General features: G+C 44.4%; 28 protein-coding genes. 9 read left to right on the top strand and 19 right to left on the bottom strand.

Annotated elements, in window-relative coordinates:
- Positions 1 to 107: 107 nt before the first annotated feature.
- The 5 genes from ctaF to cyoE form a co-directional block, all read right to left on the bottom strand.
- A complete protein-coding gene (ctaF, locus tag RB160_RS01255; RefSeq protein WP_316568395.1) occupies positions 108 to 443 on the bottom strand; it encodes a cytochrome c oxidase subunit IVB in 336 nt (111 codons plus the stop codon).
- Between the two features lie 4 nt (positions 444 to 447).
- On the bottom strand, positions 448 to 1,077 hold the full coding sequence (locus RB160_RS01250) for a cytochrome (ubi)quinol oxidase subunit III (RefSeq protein ID WP_316568394.1): 630 nt from the start codon (positions 1,075 to 1,077) through the stop codon (positions 448 to 450).
- Positions 1,077 to 2,948, bottom strand: coding sequence for a cytochrome c oxidase subunit I (ctaD, locus tag RB160_RS01245; protein ID WP_316568393.1), 1,872 nt, complete (start codon positions 2,946 to 2,948; stop codon positions 1,077 to 1,079). Before ctaD ends, RB160_RS01250 begins: the two co-directional genes overlap by 1 nt.
- Before the next feature lie 30 nt (positions 2,949 to 2,978).
- A complete protein-coding gene (gene coxB, locus RB160_RS01240; RefSeq protein ID WP_316568392.1) occupies positions 2,979 to 4,052 on the bottom strand; it encodes a cytochrome c oxidase subunit II in 1,074 nt (357 codons plus the stop codon).
- 87 nt (positions 4,053 to 4,139) lie between these two features.
- The gene (cyoE, locus tag RB160_RS01235; RefSeq protein ID WP_316568391.1) at positions 4,140 to 5,072 is read right to left on the bottom strand and encodes a heme o synthase; all 933 of its coding nucleotides are present in this window, start codon (positions 5,070 to 5,072) and stop codon (positions 4,140 to 4,142) included.
- A gap of 663 nt (positions 5,073 to 5,735) precedes the next feature.
- Here cyoE and RB160_RS01230 point away from each other — a divergent pair.
- Positions 5,736 to 6,638 carry a COX15/CtaA family protein gene (locus RB160_RS01230; protein WP_316568390.1) on the top strand — a complete coding sequence of 301 codons (903 nt, stop codon included), beginning with the start codon at positions 5,736 to 5,738 and terminating at the stop codon, positions 6,636 to 6,638.
- A gap of 86 nt (positions 6,639 to 6,724) precedes the next feature.
- Here RB160_RS01230 and RB160_RS01225 read toward each other — a convergent pair whose 3' ends face one another.
- On the bottom strand, positions 6,725 to 7,924 hold the full coding sequence (locus RB160_RS01225; RefSeq protein WP_316568389.1) for an FtsW/RodA/SpoVE family cell cycle protein: 1,200 nt from the start codon (positions 7,922 to 7,924) through the stop codon (positions 6,725 to 6,727).
- Positions 7,925 to 8,079: 155 nt separating this feature from the next.
- The gene (locus tag RB160_RS01220; protein WP_053368835.1) at positions 8,080 to 8,361 is read right to left on the bottom strand and encodes an Fpa/YlaN family protein; all 282 of its coding nucleotides are present in this window, start codon (positions 8,359 to 8,361) and stop codon (positions 8,080 to 8,082) included.
- Between the two features lie 177 nt (positions 8,362 to 8,538).
- Between RB160_RS01220 and RB160_RS01215 the strand changes: the two genes are divergently transcribed.
- Complete coding sequence (locus RB160_RS01215; protein ID WP_316568388.1) at positions 8,539 to 9,033, top strand: peptidyl-prolyl cis-trans isomerase; 495 nt, start codon at positions 8,539 to 8,541, stop codon at positions 9,031 to 9,033.
- 60 nt (positions 9,034 to 9,093) lie between these two features.
- On the opposite strand, the gene RB160_RS01210 is transcribed toward RB160_RS01215, so the two are convergent.
- Positions 9,094 to 10,422, bottom strand: a complete 1,329-nt coding sequence (locus RB160_RS01210; protein ID WP_316568387.1) for a PhoH family protein — start codon at positions 10,420 to 10,422, stop codon at positions 9,094 to 9,096.
- A gap of 158 nt (positions 10,423 to 10,580) precedes the next feature.
- On the opposite strand from RB160_RS01210, the gene RB160_RS01205 reads away from it, so the two are divergent.
- Positions 10,581 to 11,168 carry a YhcN/YlaJ family sporulation lipoprotein gene (locus RB160_RS01205; protein WP_316568386.1) on the top strand — a complete coding sequence of 196 codons (588 nt, stop codon included), beginning with the start codon at positions 10,581 to 10,583 and terminating at the stop codon, positions 11,166 to 11,168.
- Positions 11,169 to 11,336: 168 nt separating this feature from the next.
- On the opposite strand, the gene RB160_RS01200 is transcribed toward RB160_RS01205, so the two are convergent.
- Complete coding sequence (locus RB160_RS01200) at positions 11,337 to 11,792, bottom strand: pyridoxamine 5'-phosphate oxidase family protein (protein WP_316568385.1); 456 nt, start codon at positions 11,790 to 11,792, stop codon at positions 11,337 to 11,339.
- A gap of 183 nt (positions 11,793 to 11,975) precedes the next feature.
- On the opposite strand from RB160_RS01200, the gene RB160_RS01195 reads away from it, so the two are divergent.
- Positions 11,976 to 12,176, top strand: coding sequence for a YlaI family protein (locus RB160_RS01195; protein ID WP_316568384.1), 201 nt, complete (start codon positions 11,976 to 11,978; stop codon positions 12,174 to 12,176).
- Positions 12,177 to 12,218: 42 nt separating this feature from the next.
- On the opposite strand, the gene RB160_RS01190 is transcribed toward RB160_RS01195, so the two are convergent.
- The 3 genes from RB160_RS01190 to typA are packed head-to-tail and all read right to left on the bottom strand — an operon-like array spanning position 12,219 to position 14,710.
- Positions 12,219 to 12,524: a hypothetical protein gene (locus RB160_RS01190; RefSeq protein WP_316568383.1), complete on the bottom strand. Its 306-nt coding sequence runs from the start codon at positions 12,522 to 12,524 to the stop codon at positions 12,219 to 12,221.
- A gap of 18 nt (positions 12,525 to 12,542) precedes the next feature.
- Positions 12,543 to 12,857: a YlaH-like family protein gene (locus tag RB160_RS01185; RefSeq protein WP_316568382.1), complete on the bottom strand. Its 315-nt coding sequence runs from the start codon at positions 12,855 to 12,857 to the stop codon at positions 12,543 to 12,545.
- Positions 12,858 to 12,871: 14 nt separating this feature from the next.
- A complete protein-coding gene (typA, locus tag RB160_RS01180; RefSeq protein WP_316568381.1) occupies positions 12,872 to 14,710 on the bottom strand; it encodes a translational GTPase TypA in 1,839 nt (612 codons plus the stop codon).
- 191 nt (positions 14,711 to 14,901) lie between these two features.
- Between typA and RB160_RS01175 the strand changes: the two genes are divergently transcribed.
- Entirely contained in the window at positions 14,902 to 15,081 is a 180-nt protein-coding gene (locus RB160_RS01175; protein ID WP_316568380.1) for a DUF5325 family protein, read from the top strand.
- A 110-nt stretch (positions 15,082 to 15,191) separates the two neighbouring features.
- On the opposite strand, the gene RB160_RS01170 is transcribed toward RB160_RS01175, so the two are convergent.
- A complete protein-coding gene (locus tag RB160_RS01170; RefSeq protein WP_316568379.1) occupies positions 15,192 to 15,992 on the bottom strand; it encodes an inositol monophosphatase family protein in 801 nt (266 codons plus the stop codon).
- A 202-nt stretch (positions 15,993 to 16,194) separates the two neighbouring features.
- Positions 16,195 to 16,389 carry a hypothetical protein gene (locus RB160_RS01165; protein ID WP_053366055.1) on the bottom strand — a complete coding sequence of 65 codons (195 nt, stop codon included), beginning with the start codon at positions 16,387 to 16,389 and terminating at the stop codon, positions 16,195 to 16,197.
- Positions 16,390 to 16,565: 176 nt separating this feature from the next.
- Between RB160_RS01165 and RB160_RS01160 the strand changes: the two genes are divergently transcribed.
- The gene (locus tag RB160_RS01160; RefSeq protein ID WP_316568378.1) at positions 16,566 to 17,186 is read left to right on the top strand and encodes a YktB family protein; all 621 of its coding nucleotides are present in this window, start codon (positions 16,566 to 16,568) and stop codon (positions 17,184 to 17,186) included.
- A gap of 131 nt (positions 17,187 to 17,317) precedes the next feature.
- Here RB160_RS01160 and RB160_RS01155 read toward each other — a convergent pair whose 3' ends face one another.
- Both RB160_RS01155 and RB160_RS01150 read right to left on the bottom strand, forming a co-directional pair.
- Positions 17,318 to 17,590 (bottom strand): UPF0223 family protein, encoded by a 273-nt coding sequence (locus RB160_RS01155; RefSeq protein WP_316568377.1) that lies wholly within the window; start codon positions 17,588 to 17,590, stop codon positions 17,318 to 17,320.
- Positions 17,591 to 17,676: 86 nt separating this feature from the next.
- On the bottom strand, positions 17,677 to 18,642 hold the full coding sequence (locus RB160_RS01150; protein ID WP_316568376.1) for an NAD(P)H-dependent flavin oxidoreductase: 966 nt from the start codon (positions 18,640 to 18,642) through the stop codon (positions 17,677 to 17,679).
- A gap of 253 nt (positions 18,643 to 18,895) precedes the next feature.
- Between RB160_RS01150 and RB160_RS01145 the strand changes: the two genes are divergently transcribed.
- Positions 18,896 to 20,368: an aminotransferase class I/II-fold pyridoxal phosphate-dependent enzyme gene (locus RB160_RS01145; protein WP_316568375.1), complete on the top strand. Its 1,473-nt coding sequence runs from the start codon at positions 18,896 to 18,898 to the stop codon at positions 20,366 to 20,368.
- 82 nt (positions 20,369 to 20,450) lie between these two features.
- On the opposite strand, the gene RB160_RS01140 is transcribed toward RB160_RS01145, so the two are convergent.
- Together RB160_RS01140 and RB160_RS01135 are read right to left on the bottom strand one after the other, a co-directional pair.
- Positions 20,451 to 20,576, bottom strand: a complete 126-nt coding sequence (locus tag RB160_RS01140) for a GapA-binding peptide SR1P (RefSeq protein WP_316568374.1) — start codon at positions 20,574 to 20,576, stop codon at positions 20,451 to 20,453.
- A 179-nt stretch (positions 20,577 to 20,755) separates the two neighbouring features.
- Entirely contained in the window at positions 20,756 to 21,055 is a 300-nt protein-coding gene (locus RB160_RS01135; protein ID WP_316568373.1) for a DUF3055 domain-containing protein, read from the bottom strand.
- Between the two features lie 154 nt (positions 21,056 to 21,209).
- Between RB160_RS01135 and RB160_RS01130 the strand changes: the two genes are divergently transcribed.
- Both RB160_RS01130 and RB160_RS01125 read left to right on the top strand, forming a co-directional pair.
- A complete protein-coding gene (locus RB160_RS01130; RefSeq protein WP_316568372.1) occupies positions 21,210 to 21,647 on the top strand; it encodes a DUF1885 family protein in 438 nt (145 codons plus the stop codon).
- 504 nt (positions 21,648 to 22,151) lie between these two features.
- A complete protein-coding gene (locus RB160_RS01125) occupies positions 22,152 to 22,529 on the top strand; it encodes a small peptidoglycan-associated lipoprotein (protein ID WP_316568371.1) in 378 nt (125 codons plus the stop codon).
- Between the two features lie 57 nt (positions 22,530 to 22,586).
- On the opposite strand, the gene lpdA is transcribed toward RB160_RS01125, so the two are convergent.
- A complete protein-coding gene (lpdA, locus tag RB160_RS01120) occupies positions 22,587 to 23,996 on the bottom strand; it encodes a dihydrolipoyl dehydrogenase (RefSeq protein WP_316568370.1) in 1,410 nt (469 codons plus the stop codon).

The following is a 23,996-nucleotide window of genomic DNA, read 5'->3' as shown; positions in this document are numbered from 1 at the left end:
TCTAGCTATAGCGCCCAGCGCCTAGTGTACGTCGGTCCCCTCGCTACGATAAGTCAACATCGGGGCCCTCCAGTCCATACAGCGCTAAACGGGCGCTTTCGCTTTTCTTACCACCAAACGATTGTCATTAGGGCAAGGATTGTTATAAGGCCGACCAATAGGCCGGTAAACAGAAATAACGTAGGTGCTTCATGTCCTTTATGGCTCATATGCATGAAATAATACAACTGGAAAATTACCTGGACAGCAGCCAGGAGCAAAATCACGGGAACAGTAAACCAGCTTGAAAAGCTTCCCATGCCTACTGCAGCGAAAGAGATGAATGTCAAAAAGAGCATCAACGAGAAGGAGATGATCTGGTGGCGCATCTCCTCCTTGCTTTTCCGCTTCCTGTAAGCAAGGTCGATTCTTGGGTTCCCTGAGTTCAAATTTTGATTCGCCATCAGTTTATCCCACCATTCCCATTAAATAAACTACTGTAAAAATGAATACCCATACAACGTCGATAAAGTGCCAGTACAGGCTTGCCAAATAAAACTTAGGTGCATTATAAAGGTTTAAGCCGCGCTTCGCGTTGCGGATCATCAACGTTATGATCCATACCAGGCCGAAGACAACGTGCGCGCCGTGGAATCCAACCAGCGTATAAAATGCTGATCCAAAAGCCGAACTTGTGAACTTGTGGTCATATTCATGGACATAATGGTTGAATTCATAAATCTCAAGGCAAAGAAAGCCGAGGCCAAGAGCGACAGTAATGCCAAGCCAGAGCATCATCTTGTTGTGAGCAAAGTTTTTCATATGGTGCATCGCATACACACTTGTCAGCGAACTTGTCAACAGGAGCATAGTCGCGACAAACGTTAGCGGCAGGTCGAAAATATCCTTCGCCAAATGATGGGTATCGTCGGGCACCCTGTCCTTTAAAGCAAGATAAGTCGCAAACAGGGAAGCGAACAATACCGTTTCCCCGCCAAGGAATAGCCAAAAACCAAGAAACTTGTTTTTTCCTTCAAGCGTTGCTTTTTCAGGGAGGGCGGGCCAAGTTTCAAACGTCAATTTTTCTTCAGTTTGCATTATGCCTCAACCCCCTTGTCGTCTTTATCAATTAGGTCTTCTTTATGGATGTGGAATCCATGGTCGTCCTTGACGGAACGGAAAATCATTGCCCCAAAGGAAATAAGGAGCCCAATGATTATTACCGGGACCGCCCACACATGCCCGTCCGGATTATACATCGCGCCAAAAGCGGCAACGAAGAAACCAAACGAGATGACAACTGGGACGAAGGAAGAATTCGGCATGTGGATGTCGCCAAGCGGTTCGGCAGGCATCATGCCTTTTTTCCCTTCCATTTTTTCAAGCCATAATGCATCTAGTCCGCGGACTAGCGGAAGCTGCTTAAAGTTATAGAATGGAGCTGGTGACGAAATTGACCATTCAAGGGTCCGGCCGTCCTCCCAAGGATCATTTCCAACACGCTCATTCTTAATTTGTGTAACAACAATATTGTATAGCATCACAATTACTCCTGCGGCCATTAAAAATGCGCCTATTGAACTAACCATGTTCCCGGTATCAAGCCCTTGGTTAGGCAGGAAAGTGAAAATTCGGCGCGGCATTCCCATCAGGCCAAGGAAATGCTGGATAAAGAATGTCAGATGGAAGCCGATAAAGAATAGCCAGAATGTAATTTTACCCATAACTTCGTTGAGCATCGTCCCAAACATCTTCGGCCACCATAGATGTGTTCCGGCAATAAGGGCGAATACAACGCCACCGACGATTACATAGTGGAAGTGCGCAACAACGAAATAAGTATCATGGTATTGATAATCCTGTGGAGCGGATGCTAGCATGATACCAGTTACGCCCCCCATGACGAATGAAGGAATGAATGCGACAGCCCAGTACATTGGGGTCGTAAACTTAATACTTCCTCCCCACATCGTAAACAGCCAGTTGAAGATTTTGATTCCTGTCGGTACCGCAATTGCCATCGTTGCAACGGCAAAAATAGCGTTCGCCACAGGGCCGAGACCAGTTGTAAACATATGGTGAGCCCAAACCATGAATCCAAGGAAACCGATTAAAACGGTTGCAAAAACCATTGAAGAATAACCGAACAAGCGCTTTCGTGAGAAAATACTGAAAATTTCAGAGAAAATACCGAACGCCGGAAGTATCAGAATGTATACTTCAGGGTGACCGAAAATCCAGAATAAGTGTTCATAAATTACAGTGTTTCCGCCATTTGCAACGTTGAAGAAGTTTGCTCCAAACATCCGGTCGAACATTAATAACGTAAGGCCAACAGTTAGCGGCGGGAAAGCAAACAGAATAAGTGCCGAAGCTACAAAAGTAGTCCATGTAAACAACGGCAGCCTCATATAAGTCATGCCTGGCGCACGCATATTAATGATGGTTACAAGAAAGTTGATCCCCGCCATCAGCGTACCAAATCCGGAAATTTGCAAGCCCAGAATATAGAAATCGACACCATGTCCCTCACTATGTGTCGCTAGCGAGGCGTAAGACGTCCAACCTGCATCAGGTGCGGTGCCGAAAAACCATGAAAGGTTCAGGAAAAGCCCCCCAAAGAAAAACAGCCAGAAGCCAAGTGCGTTTACAAATGGGAACGCAACGTCGCGCGCGCCGATTTGCAGGGGCACAACGGCGTTCATAAATGCGAATAGCAGCGGCATGGCTGCAAGGAAAATCATCGTCGTCCCATGCATTGTAAGTAATTCGTTAAACGTGCCCGCAGATACGAAATCATTATCGGGGCGCATCAGCTGGATGCGCATGAACATCGCTTCCAGGCCGCCGACGATAAAGAAAAATCCGCCTGCGATTAAGTATAGGATCGCAATTTTTTTATGGTCGACAGTCGTTAAATAGTCCCATAAAACTGCGCCGAATCCCCTTTTTTGAGCGTAGGTACTCACAGTTTTACCTCCCTTTCAACAAATCCCCCGTTAATCTTGGACTTTCAACCCCATCAAATAAGCTGCGAGCTGGTCAAGCTGCTCATCGCTAAGTTCTCCGTAAGCCCCGGTCATAAGGTTTCCTGGCTTGTATTTATCAGGATCTTTAATCCAATCTTTCAAATTTTCTTCATTATGTTCCAAAATGCCCGCAATGCGTGTACGATCGCCAAAGTCAGTCAGATTTGGACCTTGCCTTGCGGCTTCAGGAGTCGTATTGGCAGGTGTTACTGCGTGACAGCCAATGCAGCTCTGATTGAAGATTTCCTGTCCAGCCTGCGCATCAGCGGTTTCTGGCTTGGCAGGTTCCGTAACGTCCTGCATGGAAGCCACCCACTTATCAAATTCATCGCGCGGTACTGCCCTCACCTTGAAATCCATCAGGGCGTGTGATGGCCCGCACAGCTCGGCACATTTCCCATAGAATAAATCCCCTGCTTCTTCCGCTTTCTTGCTGTCAAACACGAGCCACATCTTATTCACAGTATCCGTATTTGTGTCCATCTTCCCGCCTGCAGCAGGAATCCAAAATGAATGTTTTACATCGGATCCTTTAAGATTGAAATATACTCTTTCATCGGTAGGAACGACCAGTTCCTGGCTCGTCACAATCTTTTGATCCGGGTATTCGAACTCCCACCAATACAGGCTGGCACGTACATTGACGACAAGCGCATCCCTTGTGCCATCCTTGTTTTTCTTATCCATTTCCTTTACATCCGCGAGATGGAAAGTATCGGCAACAGTTGGTACTGCAAGGATCAATAGCAAAATAATAGGAATAACTGTCCAAATGATTTCCAGCGCGTGGTTTCCTTCAACCTGTTTTGGAATTTCCTTGTCATGCTTTCTGCGGTATTTAAACAAAACAATAAGGAAGATGACCGTTACTACCAGGATAACCAAAACCATAATCCAGGTGCTTAGTTTCATTAGCCAAAGTTGCCTTTCAGCAACCTCGCCAGCAGGTCGAAGCGCTGATAGATATGGTTCCCCGCAGCCGGAGAGAATGAGCGCCAAAGCCGTGAACAACGGGAACAGGCGCCATTTTGCAAGCCTTTTCATAGCCTAATCTAACCCCTCTTTCATTTAAAGTCTTAATGTGTTGGCGGATCCGCCTTCCTGCCGGGCAGGAAGCCCCTGTGGGTGAAACTAGATGACTGAGAAAATGACCATCGCCACGAACATAATCGTCATGTACTGAAGCGAATAGACAAACATCAATTTCGCCCATTTGATATCATCTTTAATCCTATATCCATAAATCCCCAATGCAAGCCACCCAATGTTTAGCAAAGTAGCAAGGACCAGGAATGGGATCCCAAGTGAATCAAGGAAAAATGGGATTGGGAGCAGCATGGCAACCCAAAACACAATATGATGCTTTGTTACCTGAAAACCCTTTACAACAGGAAGCATCGGAATGCCAGCGGCCCTGTATTCTTCGACTCGCCGCATTGCAAGCGCGTAAAAATGGGGTGGTTGCCACGCGAACATTAAAGCGAACAACGCCCATGCCATTGGATTGAGGCCCGGATCAACCGCAGCCCATCCAATTAGTGGCGGGACAGCGCCTGAAATGCTTCCAACGATTGTATTTGATACATAAAGCCGTTTGGACCACATTGTATAAAGGACCACATAGCTGAAAACGCCAATGATGCCAATCACTGCCGCTGTCGTGGTTGTCAGGAATAAAAATAAAGTGCCTATTAGGACAAGCGCAAGACCGAGCCATAACGCAAGTGCAGGCTGTACCTTGCCATTTACGGTTGGACGGCTCTTTGTCCGTTCCATGTATGGGTCGATGTCTCTGTCGTAAAAATTATTTATGCTGCAAGACCCCGCGATAATGAGCGCAGATCCCGCTAGCGTGAAAAATACGATTTCAAGGTTGTCAAGGAAACGCATTCCGGAAAATTGAAGGGCCAGCCAGATGCCTGTAAACGCTGTAATTAAATTCGAATTAACTATGCCAATCTTGATAAGAGCCAAAAAGTCTTTCCAGGCCGTCGTCTTTTCGAGGCCGATTGTTCCAAGTCCTTCATTTACCGATGCTTCGCTGTATGCCTTCGGATTGGACATCCTGATTCCTCCCTATCTTCCCTTAGTCAGGCATTTCCTTTAAAAGGCCATCCTGCCAAAGGGGGTAATCGGTCTTGATTCTCTCTATCTATTTTGCTGTTATATTTTCACTATTTAAATAGTGTTAATTATATAAGAAAAAGGTAATTGCTTTCTCTGTATATTAAATCACACTTCATACCTTTTTTGTGAACTTTTTTTGAATTTAATTTAACAAATTTATGACAAAGTATGATTGCCATTGAACATTTTTTGTTTCGGCATCAACTTAAATAAGTTAAAATGAAAAAGACGGCTATTCCTTCCCTATTTTAACGAAAAAATGAATAATGTTGCCTGGCATCTTGAATGGTGCTTGTAAACCCGATTATTTCGTGGTATTTTCTTATTTTACTATAATAAAAGAACTAACCGATATTATTGAAAGAAAATTCACGCATTTTTTCTTTAGGGAATGAAGCTGTAGAAATATGCGTCTTGCCATTGCCAGGAATCGACTATCGGTTTTGTACGCCTCATTAATGAGGCGGAAAATCATGCATAACTCTGTTCTTTTCTCCCTTTCTTGGCTATTATGTATGAGGGCCTCTCCGCCAACTCCCATTTATTATACTGACAACTGGTTTTTATGACAAATTATTGAACTTTAAAGAAGGTGATCTTTTGCGACGCTCATTGAAGTGGTTTGCAGTTGCAACAACAATTGGTATGATATTTATTTTACTTGGAGGCGCGCTCGTAACAAAAACAGATTCAGGAATGGGTTGCGGAAGATCGTGGCCATTGTGCAATGGCGAGTTTATGCCAGGTGATATAACACCGGAATTAATCATCGAACTCTCCCATCGCCTCGTGTCTGGAGTAGTCGGCTTGATGGTATTGGGCTTATCAATTTGGGCATGGCGAGCGATCGGCCATATAAGGGAAACAAAATTCCTTGCACTCCTTTCTTTCGCTTTTCTTGTGATTCAAGCTTTGGTTGGAGCGGCGGCGGTTGTTTGGGGGCAATCCGATTTTGTACTCGCGCTACACTTTGGCATTTCTCTAATTTCTTTCGCATCAGTCTTTCTTTTGACCCTGCTTATTTTTGAAGTGGATAAGAAATTCGATGCCGAAAATCTTGTTATTGACAAGAGGATGCGGTTCCATATTATTTGGGTGACAGTCTATAGCTACATTGTCATTTACACCGGGGCACTCGTCAGGCACATAAACGCAAGCCTCGTTTGCCCAGAATGGCCTTTGTGCAACAGCAGCGGTTTTACCTTGCCGGATAATATTTATGAATGGGTACAAATGGGCCACCGGACGGCTGCTGGGATTATTTTTATTTGGGTGGCGTATATCGCATGGCTTGCTGCGCGGAATTACCGGGATCAGAAGGTGATCTATTGGGGATGGATAATTTGCCTCATACTTGTGTCCTTACAGGTAATGTCCGGAGCCCTTGCCATTTTTACACGATTGAACCTTTACATCGCACTTTCCCATGCGTTTTTCATCACGTGCCTCTTTGGGATGTTCAGCTATTTTATCCTCCTTGTTTATCGGAGTAAACTGAAATAACACAGAAAAAAGATGCCTCACTCAGCGAGGCATCTTTTTTGTTAGATTTCAGTTTTTAAAAGGTTTTTAACAAGACAGTCGCCCGTCTATCTCCTTACACTGATTGGTTCACGAACCGCAGGCGCGGGTGGGGTTTGCGCCTTCTTCGTTTTAAATTTACTTTCATAATTGGCAAACATCGAAACATTGACGAGAATCCCGGACGCAATCGCCAATTGGATAATGGATGACCCCCCATAACTGACGAATGGGAGCGGTACCCCTGTCAAAGGAATCATTCCCGAAACACCCGCAAGGTTAATAACTGACTGGATGCCAATCATGCTAGAAATCCCCAGGGCCAGGAGACTTCCAAACGGATCCTTGCACTTCATCCCGATACGAATTCCTTTCAACACAATGAATGCGAGGCAAACGAGAACAAACGCGACTCCTAAAATACCAAGTTCCTCCGCGATAACAGCAATGATGAAATCGGTATGGGACTCAGGCAGGTATCCCAGCTTCTGTACTCCCTTTCCCAGCCCAAGGCCCGTGATTCCTCCAGACCCAATTGCAAGGAGTGAATTCGTCAGATGAAAGCCTTCATCCTGCTCGTCCCTAAACGGGTCTTCGAGGACTGTAAAGCGCTCCAGCCGCTCGGGAGAAAATATGTGGTCATGAAAGCCAATTGCAAAAATAGTAAGAAGGACTGTCCCGATCCCGATAAGCTTTAATATATTTTTCCAATTCATTCCCGAAGAAAGAATGATGAAAATTGCAATCAGCATAATAATACCCGCAGTACCGTAGTCTGGCTGGAGCATGATTAGTACACTTATGGCCACTAGATACATGAGCGGCGGTACGACGCCTTTGTTAAACTCATTGATATAGCTTTGTTTCTTCGCATAGACAGCAGACAAATAAATGATGACCCCTAGTTTTGCAAATTCAGATGGCTGGATACTTATCCCGCCAACTTCATACCAGCTCTGGGCATTTCCGGCCACTTTCCCAAACACAAGGATACCTCCGAGGCCCGCAAGCGAAAGGAGGACCATAGGAACGAGAAACCTGGTGCTTTTCATGATTTTATAGGGAAAGAAAGCAAATAGTGAAAAAATTACTGCTCCCCCCAGTAAAAAAATCCTTTGTTTTTGAAAAAAATGGTCAGGGGCCACGCCATATCTTTGGACTGCGAATGCCATGCTTGCGCTATAAACCATTACCAGGCCAAAAATTGATAACATTGCTATGACCGCTATCAACGAATAATCATATGATTTAAGTATTTTTTTCAGCATCGCATTTCCCCAATTCCATAATGGATGTATCTATTATAAATGAAAATGATGTGTTTTAGTTGTATAAAATGCTATTTTACTGATTTGAAATATATTTGAAATACGGTATGCAAAAAATAATAAAACCCAAACACGGCGGTGTTTGGGTTTGAAAATTATTTTTTCATTGAGGCTTCGTGAAGGGCGGACAACTCCCTCTCCAGTTTTTCAAGGATGGCTTTGCCGTCCTTTTCATCTATCAGCCCCAGCCTTGAGGCGAAATCTATTTCCCTGGATAAGCCAAACATCTGCGTGTCCAATACCTCTTCATAAAGAGGGCATTGGGGCATCGTCAAGTTATCCATTTGTACCTTGATGAGCTTCAATATTTTTTCAGCGTCAGCCTGTAAAAGGGCATATGCTTTTTCCTGATGATTGATGATCATTTCGGACGCCAACATCGATCCCCCCGTTTCCGAGCGATTACTACACTATCTTTAAATTTTACAGGTCCTGTCCTGAAATTGCAAGAATTATTAAGCCAAACGGTTGGTTAATCCTTCTCGCCCGGATAAATGACATTAAACAACTTACAGGGTATACTCATAATGGAGCAAGAAATTGGAGGAATGGTTATGGATGGAATTATTCAAGTAACCGGAAAGGTCAAATTTCCGATTACCATCGACCCGGGCGTCTGGATTTTTGACGAACGCCGTGTGGATCTCGAAACGATTTTTGAACATGCGCAAGAATCCGGCAGCGAACTGGAGGCATATACAAAGTCAGCGTCGCAGCAGTGGGACAAAGAAATCACTGAAGGGGCACAACCTCCAGCAGCACCAGGAAAGAAAACATATGAAAAACAAAAAATTCTCGAAGGCTCATTCGGTATGCCGATTGAACCTTTCCTAAAAAATGCGGAGCCGGATGCAGATGCAAGTACCCTTATCGTAAAGGCTGGCGGCAAGGAATATTCCTTCCCCCTTTCCGAAGCTAACAACTTGATCGCCGCATTTTCATATAAAGGCAAGCCGCTTCGCGAAGATGGCCCGATCCATCTTTACCTAAAGGATGGATCAAACAGGGACAATCCCATTAGGAATGTAACGGAATTATTCATTAACTAATGAATTCAAAGAGGAACCTTTCCGCAATGAAAAAACAGCCCGCGGGCTGTTTTTCCTTCTTCATAATAAATCCGCAGCAAGCCGTGCCAGCCCAGACCTTTCCCCCTTCAGCAGCTTTACATGGCCAGCAATCGGCTGGTCTTTGAATTTTTCAACGACATACGTTAGCCCATTATTGTATGCATCCAAGTATGGATGGTCTATTTGTTCAGGGTCGCCCATCAGGACAATCTTGCTGCCCTCTCCCACCCTTGTCAAAATGGTCTTCACCTCGTGTTTTGTCAGGTTTTGAGCTTCATCAATGATAATATACTGGTCAGGAAGGCTCCTTCCCCTTATATAGGTCAGCCCTTCCACTTCAATCGAGCCAAGGCCGGCCAATATCGCATCCAGTTCCCCAGGTTTTTTTGTATTAAATAAAAACTCCAGATTATCAAATATCGGCTGCATCCACGGCCTGAGCTTTTCCTGTTTTTCCCCTGGCAGGAAACCAAGATCCTTTCCGACAGGAACGATCGGGCGGGCCACAAGCAGCTTTTTGTATTGCTTCAAGTCCTCAATTTGCATTAGTCCAGCGGCCAACGCGAGCAGCGTTTTCCCGGTTCCCGCCTTCCCGGATAAAGTCACTAGTTGGATATCCCCCCTCAGCAGCAATTCAATCGCCATCGTTTGCTGGACATTCCTCGCATGGATACCCCAAACATGGTCCTGTTTCGCGACGAGCTTCCTTGCCTTTTTTCCCGAGCTATCGATAAGCCCCAAGGCGGAGGCTGAACTTCCAAGTGCATCTTTCATAATCAGGAATTGATTTGGATAAAAAGGGTGGTTCGCGAGTTCCGAAACATGCAATTCCCCAGTTGCATAAAATTTGTTAAGCGTATCAACCGGTAAGTGGATTTCAAGGAACCCGTCATACAAGTGGTCCGCTTCGACAACCCTGTCCTGTAGGAAGTCTTCGGCGTAAAGGCCGATCGCATCCGCCTTTACCCTGACCAGGGCGTCCTTACTAACAAGGATGACGAGCTTCCCGTTTTCCTTCGCCTGTTCTTCCAAAAATAAGTTCTTTGCTACCGCAAGGATTCTGTTGTCATTTGTTTTTTCTGTGAAAATTTCCTGAAGTTCATGGAACGAACGATGGTTAATTTCTATCCTCAAATTCCCCCCGTTTTCCAGCTGGATTCTTTCATGAAGCTTGCCGTACGCCCTGAATCCGTCAATCAGCCTTGATACCTGGCGGGCATTCCTTCCGATTTCATCCATATACCTCTTTTTAGAATCCACTTCCTCCAATACAACAGCAGGGATGACAACATCATTGTCTTCAAACGAAAAAATCGAATACGGGTCCTGCAGCAAAACATTTGTATCCAATACATAGATTTTATTCAATTGAATGCCTCCCGCTTATCTGGCCTCTCTCGAACTTTTTGTAAAATATATGATTCCGGGAATAAAGATAGACGATATTCCGGACAATAATCGTGTGATCCGTTTCAATTTACCGGAACGGGTGCTTCCGGCATTCTATAAGAATAGGTGGTTATGCCATGGGCAAATTGTTAATCATAGTTGGCATCCTGCTAGTCATTTCCGGTTGCGGGGCTAATGAGCGGCCGGATACGGGAAAAAATTCAAGGCATTTGGTACAGGTAAAAAACAGCGCCGCCCCAAATGCGGACAGGAAGGCTGGACAAAGGGCCGCCAGCCATCTGGAGCAAATCGCTTCTTCTGTCCCGAAGGTAAACGGAGCAAATGCAGTCGTCCTTGGAAAATATGCAATTGTAGGAATTGACATTGATTCCAAAGTGGAACGTTCCGAAGCAGGCACGATCAAATACTCGGTTGCAGAGGCACTGAAGGATGACCCTTACGGCGCGAGGGCGATGGTCATTGCTGACCCGGATTTGAATGCCCGTTTAAGGGAAATATCAGCGGACATTGAAGACGGCAGGCCCGTCCAGGGGATTTTATATGAACTAGCCGATTTGGCCGCAAGGATTGTTCCCGAAGTACCAGGCAAAAGCGTTGAGCCTGAACGCGGCAGGCCTGTTAAAGAATCCAAGGAACAAATGCGTAAAGAAGATAAGGGAAAATTGGAAAACAGGCAGGAAGAAGAGTCACATTGGAGAAAGTAAAGATTTCGTTAACGGTAAATTGATGAAAGTGATGCCCCGGACGTGATTTTCACGTCCAGAAAAGCAGTTTTTTGCCCCTGTAAGGATTGAATGTGTAGACCGGAGGATTTTACAAGAAAAAGCCTGGCAAAAAATTTGCCAGGCCTATTAATTTTGCTGTAGATGCATTCATGCATTCCTGAAAGCATCCATAACTTGATTGTCAAGCCGTGTGGCGGCGACTTTATCATACGTCTTATCGTACTGTGGTTCCTGGGTAATTTTTGAGCCGTAGAACATGACATCCCTTACTTCATTGATTTTCACTTCAATAAGGGCTAATTTTAACGGAACCCCTTCCAACTTTTCCTGCTTGATAGCCGCATTGCCGTTGATCGCGTATGTAGTTTCATTGGCAATGATATTTATGGCCACATCGCTTTTGTTCTTAATGTTCTGGACGATCCGTGATCGATTATCCACCGCGAAATAAATGGTGGTTTCATCTTTTGCAAACAGCCAGGAAATGGCGCTGATATTCGGACCTCCGGTTTCGTGGTCGATTGTTGCGAGGGTGGCAAACCGCTCCTTCTGCAATTCATCAAATAACGGTTTAATTAGTTTTGGCTCTACTTGGTTGGCCATTGTTAATTGCTCCTTTCACTTCTCTTCTGTTAAATGCCCGGCTCCAACAATCTTACTATTTACAAATTCATTCATCAACTTGCATGACCGCCAGGCTATGTACATGTAATTTCCCATGTTATACTATTAGTATGCCAGCAAATTAGCCAAGGTGAAAGCAAACAGATTCGAGGTGGCCCCTGCTTGAGAGTAAAATGCGTTTTATGTGATACGATTGAAACAATCCCTGATGAGTCCCCAGAGGCAAAAAGGCTGCGTAACCGGCCAATCCATACGTATATGTGCGCTCCTTGCCATGACAGAATTGCCGCCAGGACAAATGATCGGATAGCAAGCGGAAATTTCCGCCTGTACCGGACCAAAAAAGACAATGATGATTTTTGACAGAAAAACCCCCTGAACGTCCTGTTCAGGGGGTTTTGCGGTTTAGCTATCTGTTTCTTCAGGATAGTTACAGAATTTATCCGGTTCCATATTAATCTGATTCAGCATAACCTCAATCAGTTCCCTTGGAAAACGTGTTTTCTTTTTTTCCCCATCACGCTCGTAGTGGACATAATACATGTCTTCATCGGTTTCAATGAGTAAGTCCGAAACGGTGACACCATAGTTTTCAACCATCATCTCTTCAAAAAGCTCTTTTGTTTCAAAAGCAGCAGAATCATCAGGCCGGGCATCACAAACTACTTTGATGGTTAGCCAATTGTAAATCGTATCCTGCAAGGAATTCATCAGCAGACTCTCCCTACATTAAGCTTCTGTTTTTTGTTTCCGTTCCTGATTCAGGCGGATTTTGTAAATGATTAAGATGATTGCAGCGACAACAAGCCCCTCGGTTATTGGCAGCATGACCCCCAGGAAGGTGAGAATCGTACTTCCAAGCGCGAGAAAAATGTAAATAACGGCGGATTTTACAGGAGGAAGTTTTTTAGCGAAACCCAGCTTGTACACAACGATAGATAAAGCAACAATCGTTACATACAGCATCCACATCCCCACTTCTGGGTTATCCCCTACCCTGTAAAGAGCTGCAAAAAAGGACAGCCTGTCCTCCATTTCTTGCATTCCTCCCCTAACTCCTAATTCATTTCTGCATATTTCTTCTTCTTGGCAATCCGTTCCCGCTCATTTTTATCAAGAATTTTCTTCCGTAGGCGGATTGACTCCGGTGTAACTTCACAATACTCGTCTTCATTCAAATATTCAAGTGATTCCTCCAAAGTCATAATCCGTGGCTTTTTAATTGTTGAGGTCTGATCCTTATTTGCCGATCGGACGTTCGTGGCATGTTTGACCTTTGTGATATTTACCGTAATGTCATTTTCACGCGTATGTTCACCGACAATCATGCCTTCATAAATTTCAGTGCCCGGCTCAACAAAAATGGTGCCCCTGTCTTCAACCTGCATAATTCCATAGGTTGTAGCCTTCCCTGACTCCATTGAGACAAGCACGCCCTGGCGCCTTCCTCCTACTTGTCCGGCAAGCATAGGCTGATAGCTGTCGAATGTATGGTTGATGATACCATAGCCACGCGTCAATGTAAGGAATTCGGTTGTATAACCAATTAACCCACGGGCGGGAACCATGAAAATAAGGCGGACTTGCCCATTACCATTGTTAACCATATCGGACATTTCACCTTTTCGCGCCCCGATTGATTCCATGACCGCTCCGGTATATTCTTCCGGAACATCGATCTGGACTCTTTCAACTGGCTCACAGCGAACGCCATCAATCTCTTTAACAATAACCTCAGGCTTTGACACTTGAAGTTCATATCCTTCGCGGCGCATATTCTCAATTAGGATCGACAGGTGAAGTTCACCGCGTCCTGATACTATCCAAGCATCTGGTGAATCAGTGTTTTCAACCCTCAAACTTACATCCGTCTGAAGCTGAGCGTGTAAGCGTTCCTCAATTTTTCTCGAAGTTAAATATTTTCCTTCCCTTCCCGCAAATGGGCTATTATTAACAGCGAATGTCATTTGGAGGGTAGGCTCATCAATATGGAGCACCGGTAAAGCTTCCTGATGTTCAACGGGGCAAACTGTTTCACCGACATTGATATCTTCCATGCCTGATACAGCGACTAGATCTCCGGCATATGCTTCCTGGATTTCCTGGCGCTTAAGGCCAAAGAAACCAAACAATTTTGTTACACGGAATTGCTTTACACTGCCGTCTAGCTTCATTAAAGCAACCTGCTGGCCGACCTTCATCGTCCCGCGGAAAACTCGGCCAATACCGATCCTTCCCACATAGTCATTATAATCCAGCAGGGCAACCTGAAACTGAAGAGGCTCTTCCCTGTTATCAGCTGGTGCCGGGATATGCTCAATGATTGACTCATAAAGCACCTGCATGTTTTCATCTTGGCGCTCGGGATCTGTGCTGGCAGTACCATTTAACGCAGAAGCGTAAATGACCGGGAATTCAAGCTGATCTTCATTTGCATCAAGCTCGATAAACAAATCTATCACTTCATCAATTACCTCAGCGGGACGGGCGAAATCCCTATCAATTTTATTGACAACGACGATAGGAGTCAGATTTTGCTCGAGCGCTTTTTTCAAGACAAATCGGGTTTGAGGCATGGTACCTTCATATGCATCAACAACAAGGAGAACGCCATCGACCATTTTCATGATCCGCTCTACTTCCCCGCCAAAGTCTGCGTGTCCCGGGGTATCCAGAATATTGATTTTTGTATCCTTATATTGAATAGCAGTGTTTTTTGCAAGAATGGTAATTCCCCGTTCACGTTCTATATCGTTGGAATCCATTGCCCTTTCCTCAATATGCTCATTCGAACGAAAAATTCCCGATTGCTTAAGCAGCTGGTCGACGAGGGTTGTTTTCCCATGGTCAACGTGGGCAATTATCGCTATATTCCGTATATCATTTCTTTTATTCAAGGTAGTTCCTCCTGCCTCTTGTTTGGGGTAAAACCTATTATAGCCTTATTATGTCAGGTACAACTGAAACATTATAACACAAATCAAGTAGAAACCTATAAATTTTTTGGTTACAATAGGGCTTGAAGTATATATTTTCCCTTTATTTATGGCTATAAATCCAAATAATAGTTGGAAAGGATTGGGAATAGGTGAAAGAATTCAATTGGGTCATCCTCGTTTTTGCCATTCTAACTGCCGCGGGCATTTCAGGTATTGGCATCGCAATCGGGGAACAAAGCATTTATGGGGTCCTTTTAAGTATCGCCATTCTAGTATTTGCGATTAGAGGAGGATTTAAACAAAAGAGGAAAGCTGCAAAAAAGCACTGAAGGGCCAGGCACGGCGCCCTTTAGTGCTTTTGTTGTCTGACAATCATCTACAAATTTTAAAAGAAATCGTTTGCTTTTTCCAACTCAAAACAGGGAGTTAGATCCCTGCCTCACTTTATTTTTCCTGCTTTAAGGTACCGTTCCAATATTTCTCCATGCAGGCCTGGACTTGCAGCGAAAACGGAAGATTTATTGAGCATATCCAGCTTATCCCCATTAAGGCTCGTCACACTTCCGCCCGCCTCTTCCACAATAATTGCCCCGCCGGCATAATCCCATGGTGCCAGCCTTGGTGAAATATATGCATTTACCCTGCCTGTCGCAACATAGATGAGCTCGATTGCTGCTGACCCATAGGACCTAGTCCCCCTTGCCTCACGGATAAGTGGGATGAGGATGTTATGGTCGACCATATTATTTTCCATCACCCATGTAGCATTCATGGCTACGATCGATTCTTTAACGCTAGCCCTTTCAAGTTTCGGCAATTTCCTGCCATTTAAAAAGGCGCCTTTCCCTTCCAGTGCATGATAAAGTTCCTTGTGGACAATATCATAAACAAGACCGATTTTTCCCTTGCCATTCTCATATATTCCGATTGATATCGCAAAGTTCCTCTGCTGGTGGATAAAATTCATTGTGCCATCAATCGGGTCGATAATCCATACTACTCCTTCGAGGTCGGAGAGAGTGTCGCCGAACCCTTCTTCACCAAGAATCCTATCCTCTGGGAAAGCGCCTCTAATTTTTTCGATAAAGAATTTTTCCGTGTCCCTGTCAATGTCTGTTACCAAGTCATTTGGATCCGATTTTGTATGGACATTAAGAGTTTTATCAAAGGAAGAACGAATGCGTTCCCCCGCTTCAAGAATCCACTTCTTTGCCTGTTCAAACACGTGTTCAGTATCCATTTAGTTATCCCCCCAAACAATCATCCTCTTAATTATCCGCCCGTTATTTCAGCTTATACAAATGTGCAGCGTCCATCAACCTTTAGGGTACCCACAGAAGTTTAAAAATAATAAACGAACTCTCCAGCATTGCCGGGAGTCCGTTTAAACTTGCGCGTTTCTATATGCAAACTCCATTTAATAACCTTCCTCGTTGCCCTTGTTAAAGGGCCTTTAATCGGAGAAGTTCCTGCCGGATCTTTTCCAGGCGTAATTTGCAATGTTTTTTCATCTCTTCATTGTTTTCTGCCATTGCATCATACAATGTCGCAAGCTCATAATCCATTTCAAGCCTTAAAACTGCTGTCCTTTCTTTATCGAAAGCCTTTTTTCTTGTCGTATTAATCAACTGTTTCATTAGTAAGCACTCCTTCCGGCCATTAACTGAATTTTCGAATTTTTATTATCATAGTATGAAGCTCTCTTTGAATCTGCGACAAAATGTGATTCTATCCCTCTTATAAGGACAACTATTTTTAACAGTCGGCTTCTGTATGCTAAAATAATTTCATCACTGTAATTCAGGAGGACCATATGGAATTTAATGGTTTCACCCAAGATGACTTTAATGTGTTTTCTATTGACGGCCTGGAAGCTCGAATGGAAGCTTTAATTACCCGTGTCCGTCCAAAATTAACCTGGCTCGGCGAACATTATGCCCCGATTCTCTCCGAAATGGCAGGCCGGGATATGTTTGCACATGTAGCAAAGCATGCCAGAAGGACCAAGAATCCGCCGAATGATACATGGGTTGCCATCTCCGGTAATCGAAGAGGGTATAAAATGATGCCCCATTTTCAGATTGGCCTATGGGAAACCCACCTTTTCATTTGGTTCGCGGTTATCTATGAATGCCAGGAGAAACCGCAAATCGGAGAAAACTTTCAAAAACACCTGGGTGACATCCTTTCAGGAATCCCGAACAACTTTGTCTGGTCAGAAGACCATATGAAGCCTGGAGCGATTATGCATGGCAGCCTTTCAGCAGAAGAACTGAATGAGTCCTTCCAACGCCTTAAAGATGTTAAAAAAGCGGAAATCCTGTGCGGCTGTCACTTTGATCGCGATGAAGTTGTCAAGATGGGCCCATCCGAATTGCTGCAACATTTTGATGGTGTATTTAGACAAATATTACCCCTATATAAATTGACATAAACCTGCAAAATATAATGAAAAACAATTGTGCCATAATAAGGGAAAGTTCCAGATGCCTTTCACCCTTCAGGCGACAATTTTCAATGAAAATAATGAACCCCCATACCGTTTCGGGCATGGGGGTATCAATTTTACTTAATGCGGAGTTTTCCTCCTTCTGGGAGTTCCTTTGCTCTCATCACTGCTTTATAGGAGGAGTAGCCGCTTAGCTCCTCGAATTCTCCGCATAGCTTCTTTTCATCAGATTTCCCTGGGACAATCTTTTTGAATGTCCGGTATGCGGCCATAAATTCATCCCGTCCTATTCCTGTTTCATATGCTTCCTCAACTGCCTGAAAAAACTGGATAACCTGTACAGTTTCATCCGTAGTCCATGTGTAATCAATTGGATATTGGTAATCCATCTTTCGCACCTGCTTTACTATTTAATAGCGCTAATATAGTTTACCACTTTTCCTGGCAGCCAAAAAGAATCGGAGTTCGCGCGATGTTAGTTGGATTTTTCCCATCGCCTTCGGATTTCGGATGCTTCGGCAAGGATCCGTTCAAACAATTCCGATGTGGTAGGGATATCACGGATCAACCCTATTGCCTGGCCGGCCCACGCAAAGCCTTCCTCCACTTTTCCGTCATATATGAACCTCCGGTTAGCTTCACCGCTGATGTAATCCTTTAATTGCTCGTACCCTAAGCCTTTCTTTTCAAGTTCAATTATCTTTTTAGCCCATTCATTATGAAGGACCCTTCCCGGGGCACCGAGCGATTTTTTTATTATAACGGTGTCGGATTCACCGCTCTCAAGCAATTTTTGTTTATACTGTTCATTTGCATGGACACATTCCTTTACAGCAATGAATCGTGTTCCCATTTCAATTCCTTCGGCGCCAAGGGCGAACGCGGCCATAAGCCCCCTGCCATCGGCTATCCCTCCGGATGCAATAACCGGGATGGAAACAGATTCGGCAACTCGGGGAATTAGGACCATCGTTCCTATATCCTCCTTGCCTAGATGCCCTCCTCCCTCCTGGCCTACCACCATTACAGCACCGGCGCCAAGCTGTTCCGCTTTCATCGCTTGCCTTCTCGAGGCAACCAGGACGAGCGTTTTACAGGACGTACCTTTTATTTGGCCAAAAATAGGCGCCGGATTTCCCCCTGTCATTGAGATGACCGGAACATTTTCTTCCAACGCCACCTCCACATATTGATGAAAAGGTCGCCCATGCTGCCCAATGGCAAAATTCACTCCGAATGGCTTATTCGTCTTTTCCTTTGTTTTCCGGATTTCCTCACGCAGCAATTCCGGGCTATCCAGGGACATAGCTGTTATTTGGCCCATGCCGCCAGCATTGGATACCGCCGATGCAAGTTCCGAATATGCAAGATGGGCCAGGCCTCCTTGTATGATGGGGTATCGGATACCCAGCATCTCTGTTACTCTCGTTTTCCACTCCATTACCATGCCTCCTCCATCCTGTTCCCTTATGTTATTCTCCAAATTCGGTTAATTTCCCTCCCTTAACGGGAAACTACATAGAAAGCCGGAGTATGCCTAATAGGAAATGAATATTTATTTGCAAACGAAAGCAGAAGTGCTATAATTCATTTGTTTTATGTCCTGCCGGCTAGATTTGTAATTGGGCGAGGGCCTTGCTTTTGCAGAAATATAGTTGAACGAACCGATTATTTAGTAAAGAGGTGTGGAAATCTTGTCCCAATTTGAAACGCCGTTGTTCACCGGCCTTGTTGAACATGCCAAAAAGAATCCAGTCCAATTCCATATCCCAGGCCATAAAAAGGGAACAGGTATTGATCCTGAATTTCGTGAATTCATAGGTGACAATGCGTTAAGCATTGACTTGATAAATATTGGCCCGCTTGATGATTTGCATTCCCCGAAAGGAATTATCAAGCAGGCTCAGGAATTAGCCGCTGAAGCATTTGGGGCGGACCATACATTCTTTTCAGTCCAGGGTACAAGCGGCGCCATAATGACGATGGTTATGACTGTTTGCGGACCAGGGGACAAAATTATTGTTCCCCGCAACGTTCACAAATCGGTCATGTCGGCGATTGTATTTTCAGGTGCCATACCGGTATTCATCCATCCGGAAATTGATGAAAATCTCGGTATTTCCCACGGCATTACAACCGAGTCTGTTGCCAGGGCTTTGGACCAGCACCCAGATGCTAAAGGGGTGCTCGTGATTAATCCAACCTATTTCGGAATTTCCGCAGATCTTCGTAAGATCGTGGAAATTGCCCATTCATATAACGTGCCGGTCCTAGTGGATGAAGCCCATGGAGTCCATATCCATTTCCATGAAGACCTTCCTTTGTCGGCAATGCAAGCGGGAGCCGATATGGCAGCGACAAGTGTGCACAAACTAGGCGGGTCCATGACCCAGAGTTCGATATTGAATGTACGGGAAGGCCTTGTCTCGTCCAAACGCGTTCAATCGATTTTAAGCATGCTGACAACCACTTCGACGTCCTACCTTCTCCTGGCATCACTCGATGTGGCTCGGAAAAGGCTTGCCACAGAAGGGCGTGAATTAATCTCAAAAACAATCAGCCTTGCTCAATCGATAAGGAAAAGAATCAATGAAATCGACCGGCTTTATTGCGTGGGGCCCGAAATATTAAAATCAAAGGCAGCCTTCGATTACGACCCTACGAAGCTTATTATTTCTGTTAAGGACCTTGGAATACCGGGCTATGAAGTTGAAAAATGGCTTCGCGACAGACATAATATCGAAGTTGAGCTTTCGGATTTGTATAATATCCTTTGCATCGTCACCCCCGGTGACACAGAGCGCGAGGCCGATATCCTCGTCAATGCCCTCAGGGAGCTTGCCGAAGAGTGTGTTGAGGGAGCAGGGAAGCCTGAGCCATTAAAGGTGTTTCTTCCGGATATTCCTCTCCTGGCTCTTACACCAAGGGATGCATTTTACTCGGAAACGGAAGTAGTTCCCTTCGAAGAATCGGAAGGAAGGATTACCGCGGAGTTCATAATGGTTTATCCACCCGGAATTCCGATTTTTATTCCAGGAGAGATTATAACGAAGGAAAACCTTCTGTATATCCAAAAAAACCTGGAGGTTGGCCTGCCTGTTCAGGGACCTGAAGATGACCAAATTAAGAAAATCCGGGTCATCAAAGAATACAAAGCGATTAAATAACAAAAAACAGGATTCTTGGGAATCCTGTTTTTTATTTAAGATTTATTTATCCCACAGTTCTGTTTCAGGCATTCCAACATTTTTACAGGTCGTTATCCTGGCGGGTATGGCATTTTTCACATGTGCATTTTGAGTAAAGGACTGTCACTTTTTCATCTTCGAAATGATCAATCGTTGAATTGCAAGTTTGGCATACAATTGTTCCCATGTTGATCAGCTCCCTTAAGATTTAGTAGAAATGTAAGCGCTTAATGTAATTTATTTATATATTAATATAACCTATTTAAAATTTCAAGTGATATTGTATGTCACTTTTAACATATTTTTCGCCAAATAACACCATATGCCCTCTAAACGGAAAAACAGGCCTTTGAATGGCCTGCCTTCTTAGTCATATTGAGTTATAAATGGCGCGGACGGAAGAATTTCCGAAAAGAAATCGACTAGTTCATTTGCCTGTCCTTCATCATTAATCCGAAAGACATGTTGCAAATGCTCTATATCATCCAGGTCTTTAGGTTCGAGGAGAGTTGATCGGCCGGTTTGCATACAAACGACAAGGGGCTTTCCGAAAAACAGAGAGGAATAGACTACACCGAAATCATAGCGGGCATTTTCAGTAGTAAATCCAGTGAAACGAACCTTGACATTTTCATGTTCGTCATAAAGCTTTTCGAATTGATCCATAACACTCCTCCTTAAAAGTTGTTAGAATATTATTATAATTCAACTTTGACAAAATTTCAAACAAAGTGATTCTTTGCCATTTCGCGGTTGTTTAACGAATTTAGACAATGCTACAATGAAGTTGTACAGAAATATGGATCAAGGGGGTATGGTGTTGGCTGAAAACGCTTTTATAAAACTTGTGCCTTCATCAGCGAAGCAATCTGTTACACTGGATGAACTAAAGGACTTTTTCCATTATTACAAGGACATAACATCTAAAACTGGCACCCAGGTTAATTGGGAGTATAGCGAGAGCGCATTTCCATATGAACTAAAGGAAACGCCGGAAGGGAAGGGAGAATGGTTTTACTTGCATTCCACCGACCCAGACCGATACCGCGCAATTGCCTTGGCGGTCGGTAAAGAAGCTGTGGAGGCGGAGGATGGCACCTCTGCAATTCAGTCCTATGTCCAAGTTACCCTGCCTGACGGGGCTACCGCGGGAGACAAAGGGAAGGCGAACGAATTCTGCAAGTTCCTGGCCAAAAAATTGCAGGCTGAACTGCATTTGTTCAACGGAAGAATCATGTATTACAATCCAAGGAAATAACCCGAAAGCATCCCAAAATAATGGGATGCTTTTTCTTGTATCCTGCTTACAACTTCTGCAATATGGAAGGAAACTCAAAATAGGAAAGGATTATATGAAATGATGAGTACAGCCCAAGACTGAAAGCTGTAAGAAAAAGAGCCTTCCTTTGGGACTCGATTAAGTGTTCGCCGATTATGACGGCGAGATAAAAAAACACTAAGAACATGAGGACATTATATAAAGGATGGTCGTGCTTCGACAGCCATTCCGTTAATGTATAACCGCTCCAGATTATAAACTGGATAAGGAATAAAACGTACACCTTCATCCTTTCCACCGCGCCTGATACCCCCCAGGAAAACCTAGCCATTTACAGAAGTATATGCCAGGCCCACCTGCGATATTTTTCATTTCTGTAACATTTGCATGACAAGGGAAGGTAGCCGCTGGCCATGTGATAAAATGTTGATGTCGTGTATTGCCAGCTGTAGGTATCATATCGGACTATTGGGGGCAAAAGATATGAAAGGTTTTCCTGTTTATGTACTCTTTTTTTCGTTAATTATTACAGCATCCTGCAGCAAAGCTGAGCAGGTAGCTCTTTCAGTGGATAGAAACACAAAACAAATTATTTTCTTTTCGGATGAAAAGGAATATAGCCGTGAAGCAGCCTATTACGATGCCTTGATTGAACTAAAAAAAGATTTTCCGGAAGAGATGGAAAACCTTTTAGTCCTGTCAAGTAAGGAAGAAAAGAAGTACTACGACGAATTTGATGTTAAATCAGGCCCTGCCCTGATTGTCCTTTATAAAGAAAAAGTTATGGTTAGAATTGATGGACTTACGACGAAGGAGAAAATCATCCTGCCGGTATCCAAAGCATTGGATGGAACAAATTAATATTAAAAAAAAGCCCTTCCCGTTTATTGCGGGGAAGGGCTTTTTGTTTAGCTTCATTTATTTTACGATATGGATTGGGCTTCCGATGGCTACTTCTGCCGCTTCCATCGTGATTTCTCCGAGTGTAGGATGGGCATGGATAGTCATAGCCAAATCCTCCGCGGTCATTCCGGTTTCAATTGCCAAACCGAGCTCGGCAATCATGTCCGAAGCGCTTGGACCTGCGATTTGTGCTCCAATAACAAGCCCATCTTCCTTACGGGTAATTAGCTTCATGAAGCCATCGGTTTGGTTCAATGCCAATGCGCGGCCGTTGGCGGCGAACGGGAACTTGGCTGCGGTTACTTCAATGCCTTCTTCCTTTGCCTGTGCTTCGGTATAACCGACGGATGCAAGCTCAGGATCAGAGAAAACGACTGCCGGAATTGCCAGATAGTCGATTTCAGACGGGTGTCCTGCAATAGCCTCAGCTGCAATTTTACCTTCATACGAAGCCTTATGGGCCAAAGGAGGACCCGGTACGATATCGCCAATGGCATATATATTGCCAATATTGGTCCGGCACTGCTTATCTACCTTGACAATACCCCTATCGGTTATTTCAATTCCGACCTGTTCAAGACCAAGTTCATCGGTATTTGGACGGCGTCCGACCATGACGAAAACATAATCAGCTTCGACTGTTTGTTCCTCGCCTTTTACCTCATATGTCACTTTAACAGAATCGGCTGATTCCTCTACACCTTTTGCCAGGGCTTTTGTAACAATTTCAGCCCCTTTTTTCTTAAGGTTTCGCTTAACGAGCGACGACATTTGTTTTTCAAATCCATTCAGGATTTCGTCAGCACCTTCAAGTATGGTTACTTTAGTTCCAAAGCTCGCGTACGCTCCTCCAAGCTCCGTTCCAATATAGCCTCCGCCTATAACAACGATGCTTTTTGGAATTTCGTTCAGCGCAAGCGCGCCAGTGGAATCTAGAACACGCTTTGTATACTTAAAGGCAGGCAATTCAATCGGGCGGGAACCTGTTGCGATGATTGCATTTTTGAACGTATACGTTTGGGCAGAATTTTCATCCATAACCCTTAACGTGTTCGCATCAACAAAATAGGCTTCTCCGCGGACAATGCTAATCTTGTTGCCTTTTAGTAAGCTTTCAACTCCACCGGTAAGCTTTTTGACAACGCCCGCTTTCCATTCCTGAACTTTTGAAAAGTCAACAGTTACATTTTCCGCATTAATGCCAATGTCACTGGAATGAATTGCGGATTCATACCTATGGCCAGCGGCAATCAGAGCCTTGGAAGGGATACAGCCGACATTCAGGCAGACGCCTCCCAATGTTCCTCGTTCAACGATCGTCACTTTTTGGCCGAGTTGGGCAGCCCTAATCGCTGCAACATACCCGCCGGGGCCAGCACCAATCACTATTGTATCTGTTTCAACTGGAAAATCTCCTACTACCAT

This window comes from Neobacillus sp. YIM B06451 (genome assembly GCF_032667185.1).
Lineage (GTDB): Bacteria > Bacillota > Bacilli > Bacillales > Cytobacillaceae > Bacillus_D.
Note: the sequence above shows the minus strand (reverse complement) of the source record. Positions and strands in the feature narration are given on the sequence as shown.

Excerpts from the sequence above, each read along its gene's own strand:
- ctaF (WP_316568395.1), bottom strand. The coding sequence starts at position 443 with ATGGCGAATCAAAATTTGAACTCAGGGAACCCAAGAATCGACCTTGCT.
- RB160_RS01250 (WP_316568394.1), bottom strand. The coding sequence starts at position 1,077 with ATGCAAACTGAAGAAAAATTGACGTTTGAAACTTGGCCCGCCCTCCCT.
- coxB (WP_316568392.1), bottom strand. The coding sequence starts at position 4,052 with ATGAAAAGGCTTGCAAAATGGCGCCTGTTCCCGTTGTTCACGGCTTTG.
- cyoE (WP_316568391.1), bottom strand. The coding sequence starts at position 5,072 with ATGTCCAATCCGAAGGCATACAGCGAAGCATCGGTAAATGAAGGACTT.
- RB160_RS01225 (WP_316568389.1), bottom strand. The coding sequence starts at position 7,924 with ATGCTGAAAAAAATACTTAAATCATATGATTATTCGTTGATAGCGGTC.
- RB160_RS01215 (WP_316568388.1), top strand. The coding sequence starts at position 8,539 with ATGGATGGAATTATTCAAGTAACCGGAAAGGTCAAATTTCCGATTACC.
- RB160_RS01205 (WP_316568386.1), top strand. The coding sequence starts at position 10,581 with ATGGGCAAATTGTTAATCATAGTTGGCATCCTGCTAGTCATTTCCGGT.
- RB160_RS01200 (WP_316568385.1), bottom strand. The coding sequence starts at position 11,792 with ATGGCCAACCAAGTAGAGCCAAAACTAATTAAACCGTTATTTGATGAA.
- RB160_RS01190 (WP_316568383.1), bottom strand. The coding sequence starts at position 12,524 with ATGAATTCCTTGCAGGATACGATTTACAATTGGCTAACCATCAAAGTA.
- RB160_RS01185 (WP_316568382.1), bottom strand. The coding sequence starts at position 12,857 with ATGCAAGAAATGGAGGACAGGCTGTCCTTTTTTGCAGCTCTTTACAGG.
- RB160_RS01170 (WP_316568379.1), bottom strand. The coding sequence starts at position 15,992 with ATGGATACTGAACACGTGTTTGAACAGGCAAAGAAGTGGATTCTTGAA.
- RB160_RS01165 (WP_053366055.1), bottom strand. The coding sequence starts at position 16,389 with ATGAAACAGTTGATTAATACGACAAGAAAAAAGGCTTTCGATAAAGAA.
- RB160_RS01160 (WP_316568378.1), top strand. The coding sequence starts at position 16,566 with ATGGAATTTAATGGTTTCACCCAAGATGACTTTAATGTGTTTTCTATT.
- RB160_RS01155 (WP_316568377.1), bottom strand. The coding sequence starts at position 17,590 with ATGGATTACCAATATCCAATTGATTACACATGGACTACGGATGAAACT.
- RB160_RS01150 (WP_316568376.1), bottom strand. The coding sequence starts at position 18,642 with ATGGAGTGGAAAACGAGAGTAACAGAGATGCTGGGTATCCGATACCCC.
- RB160_RS01140 (WP_316568374.1), bottom strand. The coding sequence starts at position 20,576 with ATGGGAACAATTGTATGCCAAACTTGCAATTCAACGATTGATCATTTC.
- RB160_RS01135 (WP_316568373.1), bottom strand. The coding sequence starts at position 21,055 with ATGGATCAATTCGAAAAGCTTTATGACGAACATGAAAATGTCAAGGTT.
- RB160_RS01125 (WP_316568371.1), top strand. The coding sequence starts at position 22,152 with ATGAAAGGTTTTCCTGTTTATGTACTCTTTTTTTCGTTAATTATTACA.
- lpdA (WP_316568370.1), bottom strand. The coding sequence starts at position 23,996 with ATGGTAGTAGGAGATTTTCCAGTTGAAACAGATACAATAGTGATTGGT.